18 protein-coding genes and 1 pseudogene are annotated in these 21,816 nt (G+C 37.4%); all 19 read right to left on the bottom strand.

The features are described from left to right. Positions 1–3 precede the first annotated feature (3 nt). Complete coding sequence (locus B4Z47_RS04980) at positions 4–309, bottom strand: hypothetical protein (protein WP_002981094.1); 306 nt, start codon at positions 307–309, stop codon at positions 4–6. 14 nt (positions 310–323) lie between these two features. Beyond that, on the bottom strand, positions 324–1,199 hold the full coding sequence (locus B4Z47_RS04975; RefSeq protein WP_034735069.1) for a DUF3347 domain-containing protein: 876 nt from the start codon (positions 1,197–1,199) through the stop codon (positions 324–326). A 711-nt stretch (positions 1,200–1,910) separates the two neighbouring features. Next, positions 1,911–2,132, bottom strand: coding sequence for a heavy-metal-associated domain-containing protein (locus B4Z47_RS04970; protein WP_002981097.1), 222 nt, complete (start codon positions 2,130–2,132; stop codon positions 1,911–1,913). A 99-nt stretch (positions 2,133–2,231) separates the two neighbouring features. Next, on the bottom strand, positions 2,232–4,643 hold the full coding sequence (locus B4Z47_RS04965) for a heavy metal translocating P-type ATPase (RefSeq protein ID WP_115050237.1): 2,412 nt from the start codon (positions 4,641–4,643) through the stop codon (positions 2,232–2,234). Between the two features lie 88 nt (positions 4,644–4,731). After that, complete coding sequence (locus tag B4Z47_RS04960; protein ID WP_031503029.1) at positions 4,732–5,295, bottom strand: helix-turn-helix domain-containing protein; 564 nt, start codon at positions 5,293–5,295, stop codon at positions 4,732–4,734. Positions 5,296–5,410: 115 nt separating this feature from the next. Further along, a complete protein-coding gene (locus tag B4Z47_RS04955; RefSeq protein ID WP_002981101.1) occupies positions 5,411–6,235 on the bottom strand; it encodes an RteC domain-containing protein in 825 nt (274 codons plus the stop codon). A gap of 335 nt (positions 6,236–6,570) precedes the next feature. Beyond that, a complete protein-coding gene (locus B4Z47_RS04950) occupies positions 6,571–8,616 on the bottom strand; it encodes a heavy metal translocating P-type ATPase (RefSeq protein WP_115050239.1) in 2,046 nt (681 codons plus the stop codon). 17 nt (positions 8,617–8,633) lie between these two features. Further along, positions 8,634–9,902 (bottom strand): efflux RND transporter periplasmic adaptor subunit, encoded by a 1,269-nt coding sequence (locus tag B4Z47_RS04945; RefSeq protein ID WP_115050241.1) that lies wholly within the window; start codon positions 9,900–9,902, stop codon positions 8,634–8,636. A gap of 7 nt (positions 9,903–9,909) precedes the next feature. Then, the gene (locus B4Z47_RS04940) at positions 9,910–14,277 is read right to left on the bottom strand and encodes a CusA/CzcA family heavy metal efflux RND transporter (protein ID WP_286726933.1); all 4,368 of its coding nucleotides are present in this window, start codon (positions 14,275–14,277) and stop codon (positions 9,910–9,912) included. A gap of 150 nt (positions 14,278–14,427) precedes the next feature. Continuing rightward, positions 14,428–14,754: a DUF6660 family protein gene (locus B4Z47_RS24690; protein ID WP_031504363.1), complete on the bottom strand. Its 327-nt coding sequence runs from the start codon at positions 14,752–14,754 to the stop codon at positions 14,428–14,430. Between the two features lie 55 nt (positions 14,755–14,809). Continuing rightward, positions 14,810–15,220, bottom strand: a complete 411-nt coding sequence (locus B4Z47_RS04935) for a Fur family transcriptional regulator (protein ID WP_024566616.1) — start codon at positions 15,218–15,220, stop codon at positions 14,810–14,812. A 6-nt stretch (positions 15,221–15,226) separates the two neighbouring features. After that, complete coding sequence (locus B4Z47_RS04930; protein WP_024566615.1) at positions 15,227–15,565, bottom strand: hypothetical protein; 339 nt, start codon at positions 15,563–15,565, stop codon at positions 15,227–15,229. 69 nt (positions 15,566–15,634) lie between these two features. Continuing rightward, positions 15,635–15,844, bottom strand: a complete 210-nt coding sequence (locus B4Z47_RS04925; protein ID WP_078679374.1) for a GDCCVxC domain-containing (seleno)protein — start codon at positions 15,842–15,844, stop codon at positions 15,635–15,637. After that, the gene (gene merTP, locus B4Z47_RS04920) at positions 15,844–16,446 is read right to left on the bottom strand and encodes a mercuric transport protein MerTP (RefSeq protein WP_024566614.1); all 603 of its coding nucleotides are present in this window, start codon (positions 16,444–16,446) and stop codon (positions 15,844–15,846) included. Before merTP ends, B4Z47_RS04925 begins: the two co-directional genes overlap by 1 nt. Beyond that, complete coding sequence (locus B4Z47_RS04915) at positions 16,440–16,817, bottom strand: ArsR/SmtB family transcription factor (protein ID WP_024566613.1); 378 nt, start codon at positions 16,815–16,817, stop codon at positions 16,440–16,442. Before B4Z47_RS04915 ends, merTP begins: the two co-directional genes overlap by 7 nt. Before the next feature lie 149 nt (positions 16,818–16,966). After that, entirely contained in the window at positions 16,967–18,970 is a 2,004-nt protein-coding gene (mobC, locus tag B4Z47_RS04910; protein ID WP_286726945.1) for a conjugal transfer protein MobC, read from the bottom strand. Positions 18,971–19,068: 98 nt separating this feature from the next. Further along, positions 19,069–20,355 (bottom strand): annotated as a pseudogene (gene mobB / locus B4Z47_RS04905) (conjugal transfer protein MobB). 1 nt (position 20,356) lies between these two features. Continuing rightward, positions 20,357–20,788 (bottom strand): conjugal transfer protein MobA, encoded by a 432-nt coding sequence (mobA, locus tag B4Z47_RS04900; protein ID WP_286710080.1) that lies wholly within the window; start codon positions 20,786–20,788, stop codon positions 20,357–20,359. A 334-nt stretch (positions 20,789–21,122) separates the two neighbouring features. After that, positions 21,123–21,800 carry a hypothetical protein gene (locus B4Z47_RS04895; protein WP_286710013.1) on the bottom strand — a complete coding sequence of 226 codons (678 nt, stop codon included), beginning with the start codon at positions 21,798–21,800 and terminating at the stop codon, positions 21,123–21,125. Between the last annotated feature and the right edge of the window lie 16 nt (positions 21,801–21,816).

The raw sequence follows: 21,816 nt of genomic DNA, 5'->3' as shown, positions 1-21,816 counted from the left end.
AAGTTATGTTGCACTTAATTTTTTTGCCATCTCATGGGTCATTTCTTCGGCATAAGCACCATAGGCATCCACAAGTACGCCTTTATTCTTACCATCATTGGACGATATGGCATAAATCACGGCATTGTTATCAGGACTGCTGTCGAGGCTTTCAAACCTATGGGTTTCCGTAACCGTAAAATCCTCCGGTTTTAGTTTCAGGCTCCTTGACGCACAGTACAGGCAGTCCGGCAACAGACTAAAGTCCATACTGTATCCACGCTGTCTTAGGTCTTTAAGCGCCTGCACCATGTCATTGTACTGTACCATAGCTTTCAGACCTGTTATTTAATGGTTTCGACCGTACTGCCGCAGGTAAGCATCTGTGAGCCGTAATATGGGTTTTTAACAGCATTCTCTTTACTTAGCCAATTGGCTCCCTTACCTCCATTGTACATAGGGCAGTGCTGGTAATAAACGGGAGTATCCTGTTTAGACACTTTGGCCAGTGTGTAGATGCTTCCCGAAAGTGCCGCAAAAGCACTTCTTTGTTTTGCAACATCTTTTGATTTTGAAATGCTTTCCGCATTGGCCGTCAAGTCCTGCATCACTTTCATCCAAGCCGTATGTTCCTCTGCCGATAGCTTATTCATATCGACTGCTTTAAGGGATGCAGCCAATTCAGCGGCTTTGGCAGATGCGGTCGCCGCATCGGTTTTTATCAAAGCATCTTTCACTGAAAAGTAGTTGTCAAATACAGCCTTTAGCTGTGATTGGTTTTGGGCTGCATCTTTGTTAGCTGCCATTTGACTATGGTCGTGATTGCCATGTCCGGCATTCATGTCCATTCCCGCCTCCTTGTTTTTGGCAACCGTCTTCACTGGTCTATCATACTGGCAGCAACCAGCCAGTTTAGCATATACGTCATCCGGCGCACGGAACTTCTCACTGTCATAACCAGCCAAAGCGATACGTTTCAGGATTTCATCCTGATTTGTTTTGTCGCCGTCATAGGTGAGCGTAGCCATCTTGGTATCTTTGTTCCAGTCCACACTGGCTACCTTTTTTACGTTACCTGCCTTTTCGATGGTGGTTTTGCATATACCACAATTGCCGTAAATCTTTACGGTTTCTGTTTTCGCATTCTTGATTTGTGCGAAGCCGTTTATTGATGATAGTAATACGGCGATTACCATCACTATTTTTGATAATGATTTCATAATAATTACATTTTGAGAAACGGGGGATTGATAAACCCATTTCTGTTTTAAATTTTAAATAAATGATACAAATAGGGGATTTGCAAAAGCCGGAACAGCTTCTGACAGGACATACCTATGGCTATCAGGCCATAGTTTTAGCTTATTTTAGGCGGTAGCCAAATGGAGAAAAAGCCCGAAGAATAGTAGGCTTCTTTGAAACCGAATTTTTGCTTTTTAGCTGCTGCTAAGTGATTTTTTGCCTTTAATTCGATTACGGTTGGGACATTTAGGGAAGTGGTTGAAGCACCGCACCTGCAAGAGCTGTGGGAACAACCGCCCCCGCATTTGTCACTTTTGCATTTTTTACAGGATTTGCTCTTGCAACCTTTTTTATGTTCTGATTTTTTGGATTTCTCCTTTGAGCAGAAAGACTGCTCGGTCTTTGTTGAATTTTTGGAACAGGCATAGCTCTGACTTGGCATCATAAAGAAAACCAAACAGAACAATGTCAAAATGCCTATATGTATTCTATAATTTTTCAACGCAACAAAGTTACAAATTAGATTGGTTTTTTTTATATCGTTTTACGTTTTTTTTGCTATATGGAAAAATAATGCCATATACGCAATAACCTATCGCCTTTTTTCAGAATTGATAAAATGCCCTTTTTCATCAACCCAACCTCATGGAAATTCGGTCGGAAAAAGGGCATTTCAAAAAGTTGCTGGCTTAGGCATCCAAAGGTTCTATTTTGAAGCCTGCCTTTTGCACGGTCGATATTACTTCCTGCTCGGTAATGCCCTCGGACTTCACGGTAAGTACCTTGTCCTTGTTGGCCGTGTCCACTTCCCAATGGCAGATGCCCTCTGCCTTGTCCAAGTGCGGCTTTACAGATGCGATACAGCCGCCGCAATTGATGTTCGTCTTGAATTGAAATTGTTTATTTTCCATTGTTTACAAATTTTAGAGTTATCTGATAATGCAAATTTCCGTACTATTCAGTTAGTTATTGTTGTGTAATTTCTTGTTTGATTTGTGAGATTTACTGTTTTATTTCTTCCACTTCAACCGCAGGCTGTTACTGACCACGCTCACGCTGCTCAATGCCATTGCCGCACCCGCAATCATCGGGTTGAGCAGGAAGCCGTTAACAGGGTAAAGGATGCCTGCCGCTACCGGAATGCCGATTACGTTGTAGATAAACGCCCAGAACAGGTTTTGCTTGATGGTGGCTACGGTCTGTTTGGACAAGCGTATTGCCTGCGGTATCTTGGTCAGGTCGGACGAAATGATGGTCATCTTGGCTACGTCCATTGCGATGTCGCTGCCTTTGCCCATTGCGATACTTACATCGGCTGTTGCCAATGCGGTGCTGTCGTTGATACCATCGCCCACCATTGCCACTACCTTTCCTTTACTTTGCAGTTCTTTCACAAAGTCGGCTTTATGCTGTGGCAAAACTTCGGCTTTGTAATGCTTGATGCCTGTCTGCTCCGCAATGGCTTTAGCGGTAGCTTCATTATCTCCGGTCAGCATATACAGGTCAATGCCCATTTCCTGCATTTCCCGGATAGCCTGCACCGATGTTTCCTTAATCTTATCGGCGATAGCGATTACAGCAAGAGCCTTTTTGCTGTTTGCAAACCAGATAACGGTTTTAGACTGTTTGCCCCATTCTTCGGCCTGGTCTTGTAATTCTCCGGCAATGGCAATGTTGTTTTCTGCCAATAGCTTTTTGTTGCCTACATAATAGGTTTCGTTGTCATGGTCTGCTTTTGCGCCTTTGCCCGTAATGCTGTCGAACATGGATAAAGAGGTGGCCGCTACATCGCCAAGATGCTTCACTACGGCTTCTGCCAATGGATGCTCGGATTGCTTTTCGATGCTCAAAAGGATTTCTTTTGCAGTGTCCTCATTGTTCAGCCATTTAATGCCCGTTACCTGTGGTCTTCCCTCGGTGATGGTTCCGGTTTTGTCCAAAACGATGGCATTTACTTTTTTGGCCAGTTCCAAACTTTCGGCATCCTTTATCAAAATGCCATTTTCAGCACCTTTACCAACGCCTACCATAATAGCGGTGGGTGTCGCTAAGCCTAAAGCACAGGGGCAGGCAATGACCAATACCGTAACGGCTGCCAACAGACCTTGAACAACCCCGTTTTCGCCTCCCAAAATCAACCATAGCGTAAATGTCAGGATGGCAATAGCTATCACTGTGGGAACAAAGATGCCCGCAATCCTATCGACCAGTTTCTGTACGGGTGCTTTGCTTCCCTGTGCATCCTGCACCATTTTGATGATGTGGGCAAGCATGGTTTCTTTGCCCACTTTTACCGCCCTGAACCGGAAGCTGCCTTTTTGGTTAATCGTTCCTGCAAATACTTTTTCTTTTTCTTTTTTCAATACAGGTACAGGCTCACCGCTTAACATGCTTTCGTCCACATACGAATTGCCCGATATGACCATGCCGTCTACCGCAATCTTTTCACCGGGCTTTACGAGTATCACATCGCCTGCGCTTACGTCTTCGATAGCGGTCTGCTTTTCCGTTCCGTCCGCCTGTACCACGATGACCGTTTTTGGCTGCAAGCCCATCAGCTTCTTAATGGCTGAAGAGGTGTTGCCTTTGGCTCTTTCTTCCAGCAGTTTTCCCAAGAGGATGAATGCGATAATAACGGCAGCCGCTTCAAAATATACGTGAGCATGCAGTCCCCGTTGATGCCAAAAGTCGGCAAACAGCATATTGAAAACACTGAACAGGTAGGCAATACCTGTACTCAATGCCACCAGCGTATCCATATTGGCGGAACGGTGCTTTGCCTGCTTCCAAGCGTTTACAAAAAAATCCCTGCCCAACCATATTACAACGGGCGTGGAAAAGAGCCACATTATCGGGTCTGCATAGGGCATATCCATAAAGAACATTCCTATGATTACCACGGGCAGGGAAAGGATAATTGCCCAAATGGTCTTGTTTTTCAAGGTTCGGAATTTCTTTTCGTGGATGGCTTCGAGCGTTTCCTGCTGCTTGGTTTCGTCTTCAACCAATAGGTCGTAACCTACTCCCTGAACCGCTTTTTGCAAGGTGGAGGCATCGGTCATATTGGGCAGATATTCCACGGTAAGATTGCCCGTTGCAAAGTTCACGGAAGCATTAACTACTCCCGGTTGGTATTTCACAATGCTTTCGGCACTGCCCGCACAGGATGCACAGGTCATGCCCAATACCGGAAAAGCACTTTTAACCGTAGGAACTCCGTAACCTAAATCTTTAATTGCCTTAACAGCCTCGCCTACGGTTTCATTGCTATCTACTGTAATCGCTGCCCTTCGGTTGTTCAGCTCTACTTTATGGGTTTCTACGCCTTTTACCTGTGCCAATCCCTTTTCAACGATTAATGCACAGTGTTCGCTTTCTACATCCTCCAATGGAATGTATATATTTTCTCTGTTTGTCGCCATATTTGCCTGCTTTAATTTACAATACAAAATTGGCTATTATATTTATGGGTACTGTTGTGAAATTTTGGATTTGATTTGTAAGATTTACTTACACTTTATCCAACGGTTTTCTTTTATCCTCTTTAATCTGTTTGAAATGGCTTGGTGTTAGCCCGGTAACTTTTTTAAACTGGTTACTCAAATATGCCACGCTCGAATAATTTAGGCGGTTCGCAATCTCACTTAATAACAACTCATCATACACCAACAATTCTTTGACTTTCTCTACCTTTTGGGCGATAAAGTATTTTTCAATGGTTGTACCCTCTACCTCTGAAAACAGATTGGACAGGTAATTGTAATCGTGATGCAATTTGTCACTCAATACATCGGAAAGGTTGGTTTTTACATCACTATCCTGATGGTGTACCAGGTCAATGATAATGTTCTTTATCTTTTCTATTATCCTGCCTTTTTTATCGTCAATTACTTCAAATCCTAATGGCTCTAAAGTTTTGGACAAATTCTCTTTTTCCAGAGATGTTATTTCTTTGGAAAGAATAACTTCGCCCAGTTTTATATTTTTAGCATCTAATCCCAGTTTTTCCAATTCGTTTTGTACCACCATAATGCAACGGTCGCAAACCATATTTTTAATAAAGATTGTATTCATATTTATTTACTGACTACGTTTAGTATTTAATACATAAGCAATAAACAAATTTACAATTTAAGTTTAATTACTCTGACTTCTTGCCAAGAGGAATAAAGCCTGTGTACATATATACTTACTGTTTTTCATCTTGTTCGTCCATTTTCTTTATCAGTGCTTCACACAGCCTGTCGAGGAATTTCGTTCGGTTTATTTTGCGGGCTTTAAGTTCCATAAACGTATGGTAAAAGTCGCCTAACTCAATATTGAAGGCATCTTCAAACGTTTTGGCTATCAATTTTATTTCTGTATTCCCATTGTTAAATGCACCGTGGGAGTACAGTGCATAAATGAGTTCCGTGAGTGCAGTTTTGCTTGCTGTCCATATCAACGAATTATCTGAAACCTTTTTAACGTTGATGTTATTTAACCTGTCTTCCAAATATACCTGTATCAGGTCATTAGCAATTATCTTGGCAACCTTATAATCGTGCGAAGTAGAAAAGCGATGGTCTGCCTCAAAATAAAAAGTGTCTAACCATAGTCTTATATCGTGCTTGCCACGTACAAAAAATTGTTCGTCAAAGAAAGAATTATTGCTACGGTAATACTTATAAAAATCAAGGTTATTTTCAAAGAACCTTTTTAGCTTTTTCAGTTCTTTGACAAAATATTTCTTGGTACGCTTATTTCCATACGGTCTTCTCGTTTCGATTTTATAGATGGCATTATAATAGATGAGCTTTGAAACGATAATTGGCTTTTGATATTTAAAAAAGCGAATTTCTTCATCAACATTCTTAAATCCTCTTTTTAAAATATATTTTTTTACGTCGAATAAACATTTGATAATAAGTTGTATAACTGCTTCAATGCGTTCTATCGAACAGTCTGCTTCAATCTCAAATTCTTTGATTTCGTTTTCCAGCTTAGCCAGCGTTTCGTTATAAAATTTATCCATCCGTTATCCTAAATCTATTTTTTAAACAATAATAGAGAAGCCCAAATACTGTCATATTTGAAAGAAATTTGCATTTTCGGGTTTCTCTTTTGGAACTTTGGTTTTTGCTCGATACAGAACTAATAAGTCCATTTTTAGTGATAGGGATAGATATAATAGTGTCTAATTTTATGTATATCAAAGCAATAAGACACAGAGCTAAAAAATATCCCAAAAAGTATCATAAAGAGCGAAGGTCTTTTCTTCTTCTTCTTCTCCTTCGACAAATTGACATTTGATAACTTTTGCCTTTCTTACGAATTGTCTGTTTTATTCATCATTAGGATGTTCTAATCTTAAAATTTCATCCGCTGTATCCTTACTGCGTTTAGTATAGCTAATAAGGCAACCCCAACATCGGCAAAAACAGCTTCCCACATAGTCGCTAAGCCCCCAGCTCCCAAAACTAGTACAATAGCTTTTACTCCGAATGCTAAAGCTATATTTTGCCAAACGATTTTCTTTGTCTGCTTGCCTATATTGATTGCCATAGGTATTTTACTCGGTTTGTCGTCTTGTATTACCACATCTGCCGTTTCAATGGTCGCATCGCTTCCCAAACCGCCCATTGCAATACCCGCATCGCTCAAAGCCACAACAGGCGCATCGTTTACACCGTCGCCAACAAAAGCAACGCTTCCGCCTTTGGCTTTAATTTCTTTAACTCTGTTTACTTTATCTTCAGGCAATAAATCTCCGAAAGCATTATCTATCCCCAACTGTTCCGCTACATACTTTACAACCGTACTTTTATCTCCGCTAAGCATAGTAGCTTTAACATTGAGCTTATGCAATAGATTTATGGTTTCCTGTGCGTCTTCTTTTATGCTGTCCGCAATGGTAATGTAACCAACAAACTTTCTATCATAAGCCACTGCGATTACCGTGTAGACAATGCTGTTCGGGTCTATGTCATAAGTAATAGAAAATTTATCCATCAGCTTAAAATTCCCTACCAATAATTCTTTCCCATTTACATTAGCCTTTAGTCCGTGTCCTGCAATTTCCTCTATATTTTCTAATGGGATATTGTGGTTTACATCGCCTACATATTCTTGAATGGCAGTTGCTACGGGGTGGCTACTATGGCTTTCCAAAGCATTGACCATTTCTAAAATTTCTTTCTCATCAAATGCCTTGTCAAATACAACTTCCTGAACTTTAAATACGCCCTCCGTCATTGTACCTGTCTTATCCATTACTACATTTTGTATGCTGGCAAGAACATCCAAAAAGTTGCTTCCCTTAACCAATATTCCATTTTTACTCGCTGCCCCAATTCCGCCAAAGTAGCCTAAAGGAATACTTATTACCAATGCACAAGGGCAAGAGATAACAAGGAATACCAAAGCACGATACAACCATTGGCTGAACACATAATTTTCTACAAAGAAGTAGGGCAATGCTGTAATTAGAATAGCTAACAGTACAACTATCGGTGTGTATATTTTTGCAAACTTTCTAATGAATAATTCTGTCGGTGCTTTTTGAGCAGTAGCATTTTGCACCAATTCTAAAATTTTACTCAGCTTGCTATCAGTATATGCAGTTGTTACTTTTACTTGTACAACGGTATTTAGGTTTATCATTCCTGCTAATACCGTATCATCTTTTGCTTTGGTGTCGGGCTTGCTTTCGCCTGTTAAAGCTGCTGTGTTGAATGATGCAGTTTCGGATAATAATGTTCCGTCTAATCCTAATTTTTCGCCGGGCTTTAATTGTATGATGTCACCAATGGTTACTGTTTCCGCCTTTACTGTTTTCGGTTGATTTTCTTTTAGAATAGTTACTTCATCGGGGCGTTGGTCAAGCAAGCTCTTGATATTTGCTTTCGCTCTTTTAACTGCTAATGACTGAAAGACTTCGCCAACAGCATAAAACAGCATTACAGCGACACCCTCTGGGTATTCACCAATGGCAAAGGCTCCAATAGTGGCAATACTCATTAGCAAAAATTCTGAAAAAACATCGCCTTTGCTAATACTTTCAAAAGCTTCTTTAATTACAGGAAATCCGACTGGTGCATACGCTATTATATACCAAACAGTTCTTACCCAACCTTGAAACCATTCAGGTTTCAAGGCATTGTCTAAGTAAATAGCAATTAGCAATAGTACCAAAGAAATAATTCCTGGTAAAAACATTTTTATAACGCTATTTTTATCAACAGCTTCACTTCGTTCATTACTCTTTTGATTGACTTTTTCATCCGTTGAGCAACAAACATTATCAGTACTCTGCCCTGTATTTGTTTGGGCATCGTTTTTGCTTTCCTCGGTGCAGCAGAGTTGCTTGCCGTGTGCATCATAAATATGCTTGTGATTTTTATCTGTATTTATCATTGTTTAGTTATTATTGGTTAATCTTCCTCTTCTCCAGCATTAGATAATTTTGCGTTTACAAAAAATGCTCCTTTTACAACGATTTTGGCATTGACAGGAATTTGCTTGACAAAAGTTATTGCGGTATACCCCATATCAGATACCCCTTTCAATACTTCTACTTTTTCAAAATTTATATTGCTTGTATCTTCCTTATGTTCAGTTTCCTCATCTTCTTTATGGCTTTCTTCTTCGTGATGTTCTTCTGCTTTTTTATCGGTTTGTACGAAAATAAAATATTTACCATCAGTATTTACGATGGCATCATTGGGAACAGCAGGTGTGGTCACATTGCTTAAGCTTACAATTCCTGTTATATTCATTCCATCAATTAACCCATTTTTATTACCTTTTATGCGGCAACGTACAACAATAGTTTTACTCTCATTTTGAAAAGATGAACCGATATTGAAAACCGTAGCCTCATATTCAGTGGCTGGATTATTTGTCAATCGAAAATGAATAGTTTGCCCAATTTTTATTTGTGGTAAATCTTTTTCAAAAACTTGTAAATCCAAATGCAATGAGCTGTTATCTACAACTTCAATTACTGGAGAAGAAACATCTACATAACTTCCAATTTTAGCGAAAACATTACTCACTGTACCATTCAAAGGACTAATTACCGTTAGCGCAGATTTCAAATTACTGTTTGATAGGGTGCTGGGATTGATGCCCATTAATTGTAATTGTTGATGTAAAGATGCTTTTCGAGTACGAAGGCTGTTCAATTCGGCTGTTGCACTTTGTAAATTTTTCTTTGCGCCAGCATTTCCTTCGTTTAACTCTTTTTGTCTTGATAGCTCTTGCTCTGCAAAAGTTATTCTACTTACTATACTCAAATATTCTTCCTGTAATTGTATAAACTGCGGATTGCCAATCGTTGCTATTATTTCACCCTTTCTAACATAATCCCCAAGTTGAACTTTCAATGTTCTTATCACCCCACCATATAAAGTTGTAGCATTGGCTTTATTGTTATTGGGAACATTCAGATTTCCATTTGCTTTGATGGTTGCAGACAGCTCCCTTTGTTCTATTGTGCCTATTTTTATTCCAACTATCTTTATCTGTTCCTCTGAAAGTGTGGCAATGGTTGGTACTTCTTCGTGGGCTTCTTCTTTTTGAATTTCTTTTGCCTTCTGGTTTTGCCCATCCCCATCTTTATGATTATTGCAAGCGGAAAAAGCAAGTATTACAACAGTTATCACTGTTACAAACGTGATTTTATTTATATTGAATTTCATTTTTTATTTATTGATTAATGAGAGAATAAATACTGATTACAGACTGGTTTACCTGCTGAATACTTTTCAGATAATTTAATTGAATATCGGTTGTGGTTTGCAATGCAAAAAGATATTCTACATAGCTGATTTCTCCAGTTTTATAACCTAATTGTGCTGCTGATACTATTTCTTTGGCATTAGGCAATGCTTCTTGCTGAAAATAATTAAACTGTTGCATATCTTGTTGGTATTGTTGCAAAGCATTTTGTAATTGTGTTGTTAATGCTTTTTGCAGCTGCTGAGCATTGGCTTCGGAAGCCTGTTTTCTGAAGTCCAAAGATTTTATCCTTGCTTTGGTAGCACCATAAGTGATAGGAATTGCAATGCCAATATTTACAGAATTAAAACGTTTACCAGAATTAAAATATTTTTCTGCGCCATTTACAGTATGAAAACCTATTAAAGATTGATTTGTAAAACCAATTGTAAAATCAGGTAAACCTTGCGAACGTTCTACCTTTTTGGTCTGTTCTGCAATAACAGCATCCTGATATAAGGATTGAATGGCGGGATGACTTGCAACTACATCATTATCCAATAAATTACTGATTTGTAATGGTTGAAAAATTCCATTTTCTACAATGAGAAAATCCTCTCTTGTATTCATCAAAGTTTTCAGACTGGCAACAGCATTGTTTAAAAACACTTTATTCTGTTTTAACAATAAATTAATTTCCCCTTTCTTAGCTTCTGCCGCACTGATGTCCACTTTTTTTGTATCACCAGTTTTATAACGAAGCTGTGCTATTTTTATAAAATCGCTGTACAGAGTATCTAACTGTTGTAATTGTTTTTGGTTATGTTGCAAATACAGGATTTGATAATAGTAAGTTCTGACCTGCGTTTTTAGCTCTATTACCGTAAGGTTTTTCTGTAATTCTTTCGCTTTTATTTCTGCATTAATCAATTGCTTTTTTGCTCCGAATAAAGTAGGAAAAGGAATAGTTTGCGCCACTTCAAATGACTGGTCGAATTTTGTACTGTTGTACTGCCCTAATTGTGCATTAAAACCTAATTTTGGTAATTCTCCGGCAGTTTTTTTCAAGGCTTTACTTGCATCAATTTCTAAATCTGAAGCCTTTATGATTTGATTATTTTTCAGCGCAATGTTTATTGCTTCATCAACACTGGATAAATCTTTCGTCTGTGCGTTTGCTGTAAAACCTACCAATGATAGCAGTAACACAACGATAGTCGCAATGGGTTTCACTTTAAGTTTTCTTTTTAAATTAATTTTTGAATTGAAGATGATGTACAATAAAGGCAGTACGAATAGGGTAAGGAATGTGGCAGTTACCAAACCACCGATAACAACTGTAGCCAATGGTTTTTGTACCTCTGCACCTGCGCTACTGCTCAAAGCCATTGGCAGAAATCCTAAACTGGCAACTGTTGCAGTCATTAAAACCGGTCTCAAACGGATTTTAGTTCCTTCGATTACCCGTTTCAATACATCTTTTTCTCCTTCTTTTTCTAATTGATTGAAAATACCTATCAATACAATTCCGTTGAGGACTGCAACACCAAACAATGCAATAAATCCAATACCTGCGCTGATGCTAAAAGGCATTCCCCGAAGTAATAAAGCTAGTATTCCTCCAATTGCACTCATTGGGATAGCCGTAAAAATTAATCCTGCCTGTTTAAAAGAACTGAAAGTAAAGTAAAGCAGTACAAATATCAATATTAAAGAAACTGGAACAGCTATCAGTAATCTATTGCTGGCTTCCTGTAAATTTTCAAACTGCCCACCATAAGTGAAATAATATCCTGATGGTAATTTTACTTGGTTATTCAATTTTTTTTGAATTTCTTCTACTACACTTTGAACGTCTCTGTCTGCTACATTAAAACCAATTACAATTCTTCGCTTTCCCGCTTCACGGCTTATCTGCGCCGGTCCTAATTTATAATCAATTGTAGCCACTTGTGATAGAGGAATTTGACTACCTATGTTGGTGGGTATCATCATATTGTTTACATCTTCAATACTACCCCGGTAAGTACTATCTAAACGCACAACTAAATCAAATCTCCTTTCATTCTCAAAAACCACACCTGCACTTTTTCCTGCAAAGGCAGTACTCACAACATTATTTACATCTTCTACATTTACTCCATAATTGGCTAAACGAGTTCGGTCGTATTCAATATTAATTTGAGGTAGCCCACTTACCAGTTCTACTTGAGGTACTGTAACTCCCTTTACTGTTTGTATAACTTTGCTAACCTTATCGGCATTTAACGCTAGTGTATCTAAATTTTCTCCGAAAATCTTAATTGCAACATCTTGTTTTATCCCTGTCATAAGTTCGTTAAAACGCATTTGAATGGGTTGGCTTTTTTCGACAATTATGCCAGGTATTACGGCTATTTTTTCTTCTATTGCATCGCCTAATTCATCGTATGTCCTTCCGGATTTCCATTCACTTTCAGGCTTAAGAATAATTATTAAATCTGTTGCACTCGGAGGCATTGGGTCAGTAGGTACTTCACCAGCTCCAGTTCTACCTACCACCATTTTTACTTCATCAAATTGTTTGGCAATTCTCGAAGCAAGCATCGAAGTTTCTATACTTTGTGATAATGAGGTTTCAATAGGCATTTTAAATTCAAACGCATATTCTCCTTCTTGTAGCTGGGGTATAAATTCTCCTCCCATTCGGCTAAACAAGAAAATACTAACCGCAAATATGGCAATGGCGATACCCACGAACCAATACTTTATGCTAATCGCTTTTTCAAGCAAAGGCTGATATTTTTTTTGTAACCAATTCATCATTCTGTCAGAAAAGGTTTCTTTATACGAAGGTTTTTTGGATAAGAACAAAGCACACATCATTGGTATGTATGTTAAGGATAAAATCAAAGCTCCAAAAATGGCAAAACCTACAGTCTGTGCCATCGGACGGAACATTTTACCTTCAACACCCACTAACGTAAGAATAGGAATGTAAACAATTAGTATAATGATTTCACCAAATGCTGCACTGCTACGAATTTTGGAGGCAGACAGGAAAACCTCTTCATCCATTTCGGTTTGTGTAAGCCTTTGTTTAGATTTCCGTAAGCCTAAGTGATGTAATGTGGCTTCCACAACAATTACTGCCCCATCTACAATCAACCCAAAATCTATGGCTCCCAAACTCATTAAATTGGCGCTTACACCAAACACATTCATCATCGCTAAGGCAAACAGCATTGCTAATGGAATAGCGGAAGCTACTATTAATCCGGCTCTAAAATTTCCTAAAAAAAGTACTAATACAAAGATAACAATCAACGCACCTTCTATCAGGTTTTTTTCTACGGTACTCATTGCCTTGTCAACTAAAACTGAACGGTCTATATAGGGTTCAATAATAATATCATCAGGTAATGACTTTTGTATAGTAGGAAGTTTTTCTTTTATTTTTTCAATTACATTATTGGCATTTTCGCCTTTTAACATCATTACCACACCGCCTACTGCATCAACTTCTCCATTATATGTCATAGCCCCATATCTTACAGCATTACCAAATCGTACATCTGCCACATCTTTTATAAAAATTGGAACACTGCCAGGATTATTTTTTACACTGATGTTTTTTATATCTTCTAATGATGTAACCAAACCAATACCTCTAACAAAATAAGCACTTGGTTTCTTATCAATATATGCTCCCCCTGTATTTTGGTTATTTTTTTCAAGAGCGTTGAAAATATCGGTAATACTTATATCCATAGCCTTTAAGCGATTAGGATTAACAGCAACTTCATATTGCTTTAGCTCGCCACCAAAACTATTTACTTCTGCAATTCCGGGTGTACCATACAGTTGCCTTGCAACAATCCAGTCCTGCATTGTACGAAGGTCTTTGGCATTGTATTTATTTTCACTTCCCTTTTTGGGATGTATTATATATTCGTATATCTGACCAAGCCCTGTACTGACCGGAGCCAGTTCAGGTGTTCCTATTCCGTTCGGAATTTTTTCTTCTGCTTCTTTCAGTTTTTCATTAATGAGCTGTCGGGCAAAATAAATGTCTACTTTTTCCTTAAATACAACTGTAATTACGGACAAACCAAACCTAGAAATACTTCTGGTTTCTTCTAAATCGGGAATATTAGCAATGCTTTGCTCTATCGGAAAAGTTACTAATTGTTCTACTTCCTGAGCCGCCAATGTGGGGCAAACCGTAATTATTTGCACCTGATTATTTGTAATATCGGGTACGGCATCAATGGGTAATTTTGTGGCACTCCACACTCCCCAAATAATGAGCAACAATGTCATTATTCCAATGACGAGCTTGTTCTTAATGCTAAATTTTATGATACTGTCTAACACAATTCATTTGATTAATAATTAATAATAATGGATATAAATACTTTCTGTCCGTTACAGAAAGGACAGCTAAATGTGCAATTTAGATAATACACCTATCTAATAGTAAATGAATATATCATCCATTACCAATAAATACATTTGCTGAAAATATTAAGTATTAATCTTTGGCGGCTGCCAAATGTTTCCGTGATAATTGGAAATGAAATTGAAATTTTGAAGTGGGAATTTTTGTATCTTGCTAAGACTTGGCTTTGCCTCGTTTATTTTGAACGTTTGAAACGTAAAATTCACAACGGTATGACAAGTAGCACAAGAACAAAAAGGACTGCATAAATCGCCGTTTTTCGTTTGACCATTGCTTGTATTAGAAAGCTCTGATTTTGAAGTATTACTGGTATCCATACCACACGCATCAGTACACGGCATTACGGATAATGCCAGAAAATATATACTGAATATGAATATAAATAGTTTCATCAGCTACAAATATAAATAAATAGATTGTGCAATAGAATTGCAAAGTTGAAAAAATCTATTTGTTACATTTGTCGCATTTCCCCTTAAGAACTAAATTAGCTCCATCTAATTTAAAGTTTTGAGGAACTTCGATGTTCGGAATTTCTGTTTCAGTAAGGCAAAAAGTATGTTTGCAGTCGGTACAATAAAAATGTGTGTGCAGTTCTGATAAATTACAATTGCATCCTGATTGGCAAAGTGCGTATTTAATCACTCCGCTTCCATCATCAATGGTATGGACAAGTTTGTATTCCAGGAATACTTTAAGTGTTCTGAAGAGAGTAATATTATCTGCTTTTTCAAACTGTTCTGCCAGCTCTTTATGACTTACTGCATATTGTTGTTTCAATAACTTTTCAACCACCAACAAACGCATAGCGGTGGGTTTTATAGCTTTTTGCAGTAAAATTTTTTCTAATTCAGTCATTGTGATTTAATTTTCTATCGTCCAATCATCATTATCGTCCTCGTCAACTGATATTTGCTCAATGATGCTGTTTGCTGCACTGTCAGAGTATGTACCATAACCATTTACGAAAACACCTTTTGCTCCATCTTTTTGGTTTCTCATCGCATATAAGATAGCCTCATCTTCCAAGTCATTAAGCCCAGTAAAACGATAAATTTTATCAATAACAATGTCCCTTAAATTAACTTTCTCTCCGTCTATTTTGTACGAAATGTTTTCTTCCAATAGATTAAAGTCTTCCGTATAACCCCTTTGTCTTAGTACTTCAATTACTTCTGATAATGTTTTTTCTGTTGATAGCATAAGTATTCTTCTTAAATTTTTGAAAATATTTTTTGAAAAAACTGAACATTTTTTTCTCTTAATTGGTTTCTAATAGCAACATTTTTTATCCTGTTGTATTGATGGACAAGGAACACTGGCATAACTACAATACACACAACAATCGCCTTGTAATGGTTTTAATCTTGTCTTGCAATTTTCACATTCATAAAAATATTGGCAAGCATCTGTTGGCATTGTTTCCTCTTTTTTGTATCCGCAATTTGGGCAAGTTATAATTGATTGTAATTTAATTTCCATTATGATATAATTTTACTTTTTAGTGATTTATAACCTGTCGAATTGATAGCTTTTTCAATTTCTATAATACTTGTTTGTTTGTTGTCAAACTTAACAATGGCATTGCCTTTCTCATAAGAAACCACAACTTCCACAATTCCTTTTAGTTTACTAACTTCCGTTTTAACGTGGTGTTCACAACCTGAACAAGTCATCCCTTTGATTGTAAACTCAACTTTCTGAATTTTGGAAGTTTGGGTAATAATTGCTTTACTTTCGGTCTTTGGAAAAAAAATGTGAGCATAAAGCGGAAATGATAAAAGTAAAGCCGCCATAACGGTAATAATTCCTAAAAATGATTTTGTTTTCATAAAGTTTGATTTTTCAGTTGTTTCACAGTTGCAGTCAATTTTCTTTTGCGGTTTCAATTTTTGATACCAAGCAAAAGCAAGCACTAAAATAGTTAACCCGATAAAATATGGACGAAAAGGTTCGAGCCAAGAGAAAGTTGAAGCAAGTCCACTTGTTCCTGCTATGAGAGCCAAAACAGGTGTAATGCAACATAATGAAGCTGCTATTGCTGTCAAAAGTCCAGTCCCAATTAGTTTTCCGTCCGTTACCATATTGTTTCTAAATTTTTTTTATCGTCAAGTATTTTAAAAAATGGGTCCAACATTTTCTCATACTCTTTTGTCAATGAGTAAAAAATGGTTTGCGCCTCTCTTTCGGTTTCAATAAGCTTTCGGTCTTTAAGTTTTCTCAAGTGCTGAGAAATCGCTGAAATTGTCATTCCAAGAATTTCACTCACATCACAAACACAAAGTCGTTTTTCTTCATAAAGAAGAAACAGAATTTTCAGTCTTACATTGTTTCCAGTCAATTCAAGTGCGTTCGACAAATAGTCAAACGAACTGTGGAGTTCCGAAACTCTTTCTTTACAGCGATTGATTTGTTTAATGTCTGCCTGTTGTCGTGTACAAGAAGTATTATCCATAATGCAAATGTAACTAATTTGTTTATTTAAGCAAATGCTAAATTATGAGTATTAAAATTTGGCATTTTATATGTTGACGTAATGGTGCTGTTACTTTTAATTCTTCTAACAATATATTAATAGAAAAATCACAAAAATATTTAGTATAATCATTCTTTCTGCACCAAATGCTGTAAGTTAGGGTCATTCTTGATACGCTCCATTTCACTAACAACAATATTCAGAATGTCTGATTTTATCTGCTTGTAATTGTTTTCTATTTCCTGCTTCATCTTATCCTCGCCCTGCTCATTTACAAAAGATAAGATTTGCGGTATTTGCTGATAGGCTTTGCTTTCTGCCGCTACCTTTTCATTGTCCACTACAATTTCGGCGTGAAATATCTTCTGCTCGATACGTTCATCAAAGTTATCTGATACAGAACCAACAAACAAACCTTGTGTAAGTGTTGAGATTTTGGAAGCCGGAATAAGGCTGTCTAACTGTGTCGAAATAGAGGTAGATTTATCATTGCGGTTAATCGTCATACTCTGGCGTTTCTGTAATACTTTACCGAAACGTTCCGAAAGGCTTTTTGCTGTTTCGCCAACCACCTGACCACTGAATATATTACCGACAGTATTCTGTATTACCTTGCTTTCCTTGTCGCCGTAATCCCTTGTTAATTGCGAAAAATCCTGAAAACCCAAACATACCGCTACCTTATTACTTCTCGCCGTTGCGATAAGATTGTCCAGTCCCCTGAAATAAATTGTGGGCAACTCATCTATGATAACGGAACTCTTTAGCTGTCCCTTTTTGTTTATCAGCTTTACAATCCTCGAATTGTATAAACCCAAAGCTGAGGAATAAATATTTTGACGGTCGGGATTGTTACCCACGCACAAAATTTTAGGTTCTTTCGGGTTGTTAATGTCAAGCGTAAAATCATCGCCCGTCATTACCCAGTAAAGTTGTGGGCTAATCATCCTTGATAGCGGAATTTTTGCCGATGCGATTTGTCCTTGTAACTGGTCTTGCGCTCCACCTTGCCACGCATCCATAAAGGGCGACAAATAATTTTCCAAATCCGGGTATGAAGTTAAAATCGTGAATACATCCGAATACTTTTTATTCAGTAATTCAATGGCGTGAGGGAACGTGCAATACTTACCATCTTCATAGATTTTCAGATACCAAATAATGGCAGCTAAAAGGATAATTGGGCTTTCCACAAAAAAATCCCCTTGCTTCAAAATCCACGACTTGTTAAGGTTCAGCATTATGGTATAAGCCGCTTCGTAGGCATCAGATATATCCGTCATAAATTCGGGATTGAGTGGATTGCAACGGTGGCTCTTGCGTGGGTCGTCGAAGTTTATCACATAAAATTTCGGCTGAACTTTGTACTTGTCCCGATGCTTCAGCAGATGATTGTAGGCAATGGTTGAAAGGTCGTCGAATTTAAAATCGTAGATGTACATACTAAAGCCTTTTTCTATCTGCTGTTTGATGTAGTTGTTTACGATAGCATAAGATTTACCGGAACCCGGAGTACCCAATACGATTGATGCCCTGAAAGGATTGACAATGTTTATCCAACCGTTGTTCCATTTGTCTTTGTAGTAAAATTTAGTGGGCAGATTGACGGAATACTCGTTTTCCATCAGTTTTGTTTCCTGTTGGAAACTCTCGTTCTCGTTATTGAAAACATCGTCCATTAAATTGTTTTTCAGTAATCTGCTCATCCATACGCCTGCCATCAGCAAAGCGATATAACCTAAGGAGATAGTAAGTATATAAAGAAATGTGCCTGTTGCCGGAGGTAGTTTTAGCAACGGTGTGTTTAGGAAGAACAGCACAAACCCAACGCTCAACGCCACATAGATTTTAGACAAGGTTATCTTCTCATTCTTCACGCCTTTTGTTCCTAAGCAGCTTAAAGCCAGCAAAACCAAAGCAAATGCTTTGGTGTAAAGGGTGTGTGAAAACAAGCCCGCTGTTCGGTCGAAATTGCCTAATATCTTATTGATTACTTCCAACGTCCAACCACGTTCTAAAAAGAAACCGTAGCAGAACCAATAAAGGTGCATCAGCACCAAAAGAATACTGACTGCCCGCATAAAAGCCATTATCTTGGCAAGCCCTCTTAAATCGTCTTCTCCCTGCATTATCTAAAGTTTTAATGTTCGGGCGTGAATTTAAAGGCTCTATGCCATAGGTGTTATTACCTAGTAGGCATTGGCTTTGAATGGTTATATTTGGCTACTTACTACTGTTTCTTGCGTTTTCTTTTTCTCTTAATCCGATTAGCAAAATTCAGTTCCTCATAATCCTCGCCTTGTGTTTCGGGAATAAGCAAGCCGCCTAATCCTTCAATCAAATCGTCTTCTTGTTTAGTCGAGTTTAGGAAATCAAATAACTGATGAGGTTTTTCATCGGGTAAATCTTCCGCATCGTTGGATTTTGATATTTTAGATTGAGGTTGCACAATCTCTTTTATCTCAGGTTTTATATTATTGTTCCAATAATCATTAAAAGTATTGGCAGAAAGTTCCTTACTTAAACGAGAACCATTCCAAACCGTTTTAGAATTGTGGTCAATAAAAGTCATCCCGTAAATACGACCTACATCATTTCTACGAACGATCACATTAATATTTTGTTCAGCTAGCTGTTTCTTAAAATCCATTTAATTATTTGTAGATTGTAAGGCAATAGTAATAGCAGATTGTATAGTTTTCCTATTTGGGTGATTTTTGATATCAGTTTTACACTTCTCAAAATGTAGTTCTAAATAAGCAAGTCCAGCATTCTTTCCAAAGAGTGAAGCCTTAAAAGGATTACCTGCTCGTTCACCTTGTTCGTTTAATGGAATATATAACAAACCTTGCTGTGGTTTTCCGTGTAATTCTCCCTCAATTTTTTCTGTAGTAATATTGAACAAGGAAAGTAAAGCGTTGTATTCTCCTAACGTTTGGTATTTATAATAGGTAGGTAGATGACGAACTACTGATGCTATTTGACTTTTTACATCTCCAGATTTGTAATCAACTGGGCGAAAAATCTTGTCATTCTGGTTACGCTCTTTCTCCGTTGCAGGTATTAATCTGTGTTGTTTTTCTAGTTCACGACATACTTTCATAGACCGCATTTTCTCGAATTTGTCCGAAATCTTTTTACCCTCTTCATCTACACAAACCGACACAATATGGATATGGCTACGATCAATATCGGTATGTTTGAAAACAATAAAAGGCTGTTCACCGTACCCCATTTCACGCATATACTGTTCTGTCATTTCCCTGAATTTATCGTCATTGACTTCATCTTTCGGATCTGGATTGAGCGAAATATGTAAGGTATGTTTTTCTGTATTGCGGTTAGCAATAAGATATGGAGCAAAAGATTTGGCTAATTGTGTAACAGAATATTGTCCGCTTGCTGTTTCAATCATCTTATTAGCAAACAAAATCTGTCCGTTTTCATGCTCTACTTTGAGCTGATTGTATGCTAATGTACCATATAAATTTCCACTTCTTCCAATTTTTGCTATCATTTTAAGACTGCTTTTTTAGGTGCTTTTCTTCAAATTCTTCAGTGATTTTTATAATCTTTTGGCATAAAATGACCATTTCTAAGGTCTGTTTTTCCAGTTTGTAGAGGAAAGCAGCAGCCTTTTTCTCAGAAAAATTCTTGTATAACAGCTTTACAATTTGGTTGTAATTGACTCCTACAGAGCGGAATTGACTGTGAAAAGAAGTCAGTCGCATATAGAAATCAACTGTTCCTTTATCAATTTGAATTGTTTTTACGGTCTTTTCAAAGATACAGGAGGTGATAAAATGTGCCTTCACCTGCATACCAGATTGGTCAAAAAGAGCCAAAAAACGAGCATGTTCTTCTTCATTGAAGGAGATCGTGTATCTGTTTTTAGCAGGATCTTTTTTAGGTCTTCGACCTGTTTTTCTTATTTGCTTTTTGTTATTGATTTCAGAAAGACCGTAAAATGATGAACCGGCTAAATATGGAGTTAAATCGTCTTTAAAACCTGCTTTTTTGTAGCTTTCAGCATTATATTTATCCCATAATATAGGGTATTCCCAATAAGGATATTTGTCTGGTGTTGGAATGCCCTGATTGTTATATCCAATTTCTATTACAGGTATTAATTCGAGTGTCATTTTGTGTCTATTGGATGTTGTATTATAACCCGACCGAAACCTAGCCAAGGTTGCGATCCTTTTTAAGTAAATATAGTAAGAAGGAAAAGCAAACAGCTTTTAGTTGATAAAATAGGAGAGAAACTCAATGAACACTATCTTTTTAAGCTATCCAGGTAAAGTCACGTTTTATCACCTTCCACTTTCCATTAATTTTTTCCAGGATAAAATCATAACCCTGACCGCAAAGTGCTCCGCATACATAGTCTAATGATACAAATGCTTTATTGTGATCATGCGACATGATAGGCAAGTGAAATGTATAGCTTGATAGAAATTGCTCCTTCGTTTCTGTTTTTTTATGGTATGCAACGTTATATTTCTTTTTGATTTGTAATGGAATAAATACAGTATCCCTTCCTTTGACCTGATAGAGATAGCCTGTAGAGTCTTGCTGGCTATGGCCTACTAAGCCCAGCAATTTTTGGATCCTCAGACCGTCAGGCATAAAGTTTTTGTCGTAGGCATTATATAGCGAGTCCTTGATGAACCATTGGTGAATATAGGCCATGGGTTTATTAGTTTTAGCTACTTCATTTGAAATGGAGTTATAGGCAATTATAGCATCCAAAATTTCAGCATAATCATCTTCAACAATTGCATAATCAAATGCTTGTTTTTGGATTTTGACTGGTACCTGTTTTTGATCATTGCTTTGGCATGCTATGATGAAAAATAAAAATGGTATTAAAAAGCATACTTTCATAAATCTATCGAATGGTTTAAAACATGATGCCAAAATGATTTCCTTTCCATAGTATAATTTACTAAATTCATACATCAGGTTTTTATTTATG

The organism is Sphingobacterium sp. UBA2610, assembly GCF_002339225.1.
GTDB classification, from domain to species: domain Bacteria; phylum Bacteroidota; class Bacteroidia; order Sphingobacteriales; family Sphingobacteriaceae; genus Sphingobacterium; species Sphingobacterium multivorum.
The sequence above is the reverse complement of the archived record's forward strand: the minus strand, read 5'-3'. Positions and strand labels throughout refer to the sequence as shown.

Excerpts from the sequence above, each read along its gene's own strand:
- B4Z47_RS04980 (WP_002981094.1), bottom strand. The coding sequence starts at position 309 with ATGGTACAGTACAATGACATGGTGCAGGCGCTTAAAGACCTAAGACAG.
- B4Z47_RS04975 (WP_034735069.1), bottom strand. The coding sequence starts at position 1,199 with ATGAAATCATTATCAAAAATAGTGATGGTAATCGCCGTATTACTATCA.
- B4Z47_RS04970 (WP_002981097.1), bottom strand. The coding sequence starts at position 2,132 with ATGGAAAATAAACAATTTCAATTCAAGACGAACATCAATTGCGGCGGC.
- B4Z47_RS04965 (WP_115050237.1), bottom strand. The coding sequence starts at position 4,643 with ATGGCGACAAACAGAGAAAATATATACATTCCATTGGAGGATGTAGAA.
- B4Z47_RS04960 (WP_031503029.1), bottom strand. The coding sequence starts at position 5,295 with ATGAATACAATCTTTATTAAAAATATGGTTTGCGACCGTTGCATTATG.
- B4Z47_RS04955 (WP_002981101.1), bottom strand. The coding sequence starts at position 6,235 with ATGGATAAATTTTATAACGAAACGCTGGCTAAGCTGGAAAACGAAATC.
- B4Z47_RS04950 (WP_115050239.1), bottom strand. The coding sequence starts at position 8,616 with ATGATAAATACAGATAAAAATCACAAGCATATTTATGATGCACACGGC.
- B4Z47_RS04945 (WP_115050241.1), bottom strand. The coding sequence starts at position 9,902 with ATGAAATTCAATATAAATAAAATCACGTTTGTAACAGTGATAACTGTT.
- B4Z47_RS24690 (WP_031504363.1), bottom strand. The coding sequence starts at position 14,754 with ATGAAACTATTTATATTCATATTCAGTATATATTTTCTGGCATTATCC.
- B4Z47_RS04935 (WP_024566616.1), bottom strand. The coding sequence starts at position 15,220 with ATGACTGAATTAGAAAAAATTTTACTGCAAAAAGCTATAAAACCCACC.
- B4Z47_RS04930 (WP_024566615.1), bottom strand. The coding sequence starts at position 15,565 with ATGCTATCAACAGAAAAAACATTATCAGAAGTAATTGAAGTACTAAGA.
- B4Z47_RS04925 (WP_078679374.1), bottom strand. The coding sequence starts at position 15,844 with ATGGAAATTAAATTACAATCAATTATAACTTGCCCAAATTGCGGATAC.
- merTP (WP_024566614.1), bottom strand. The coding sequence starts at position 16,446 with ATGGTAACGGACGGAAAACTAATTGGGACTGGACTTTTGACAGCAATA.
- B4Z47_RS04915 (WP_024566613.1), bottom strand. The coding sequence starts at position 16,817 with ATGGATAATACTTCTTGTACACGACAACAGGCAGACATTAAACAAATC.
- B4Z47_RS04895 (WP_286710013.1), bottom strand. The coding sequence starts at position 21,800 with ATGTATGAATTTAGTAAATTATACTATGGAAAGGAAATCATTTTGGCA.